This window comes from Gallicola sp. Sow4_E12 (genome assembly GCF_052116305.1).
GTDB lineage: Bacteria > Bacillota > Clostridia > Tissierellales > Peptoniphilaceae > JBQKLI01.
The window spans coordinates 1-626 of sequence record NZ_JBQKLI010000057.1 but is presented as its reverse complement, the minus strand read 5'-3'; the positions used below and the strand labels follow the sequence as shown (position 1 = coordinate 626).

Annotated in this window: 1 pseudogene; it reads right to left on the bottom strand. The window is 37.9% G+C overall.

The features are described 5' to 3' along the window. Positions 1-626: pseudogene (locus ACTQ46_RS11135) on the bottom strand (IS3 family transposase); the annotation flags it as partial.

The following is a 626-nucleotide window of genomic DNA, read 5'->3' as shown; positions in this document are numbered from 1 at the left end:
TCTTTTCTAGGACCCGCGCTATAGCCGATAATTTCTCTGTTGTGAAGATCTAGTATTATGCATACATAGTTCCATTTTCCAGCCACTCGAACATAAGTCAAATCACTTACAACTACTTCCAGGTGGTTACGGTTGTCAAATTCACGATTAACTTCATTACAGATTTTTTCCTCATTCGTTGGCTGTCTTAAAATCTTGTATTGAGCAACGGTATAGCTTGACACTAAATCATTCTCCTTCATGATACGGCCTATACGACGTCTAGAAACTACTTTGCCTTCGACTTCAAGATCTTTTTTAATTTTTCGAGTACCATAGTTACGTCTACTGGATTTGAAAATTCGGATTATATCTTTAGCTATATCGTCCTCTTCAGGATTTGATTTTGCTTCGTAGTAGTAGGTGCTTCTTGGGATTTGTAGGACGTCACACATTGCTGATATCGAGTATCTGTCTTTGTTTCCTTTAATGACTTCTACTTTCGTCCTAGTATCAGCGCCGCTTGCTTTAAAATGTCATTTTCCATCTTAAGTCTTTGATTTTCTTTACGAAGCTCTAGGAGCTCATTTTCTTCTTCACTGCGGTTATCTTTCTCTTTGAATGAGCCTGTTTCCTGATGCTGTTTA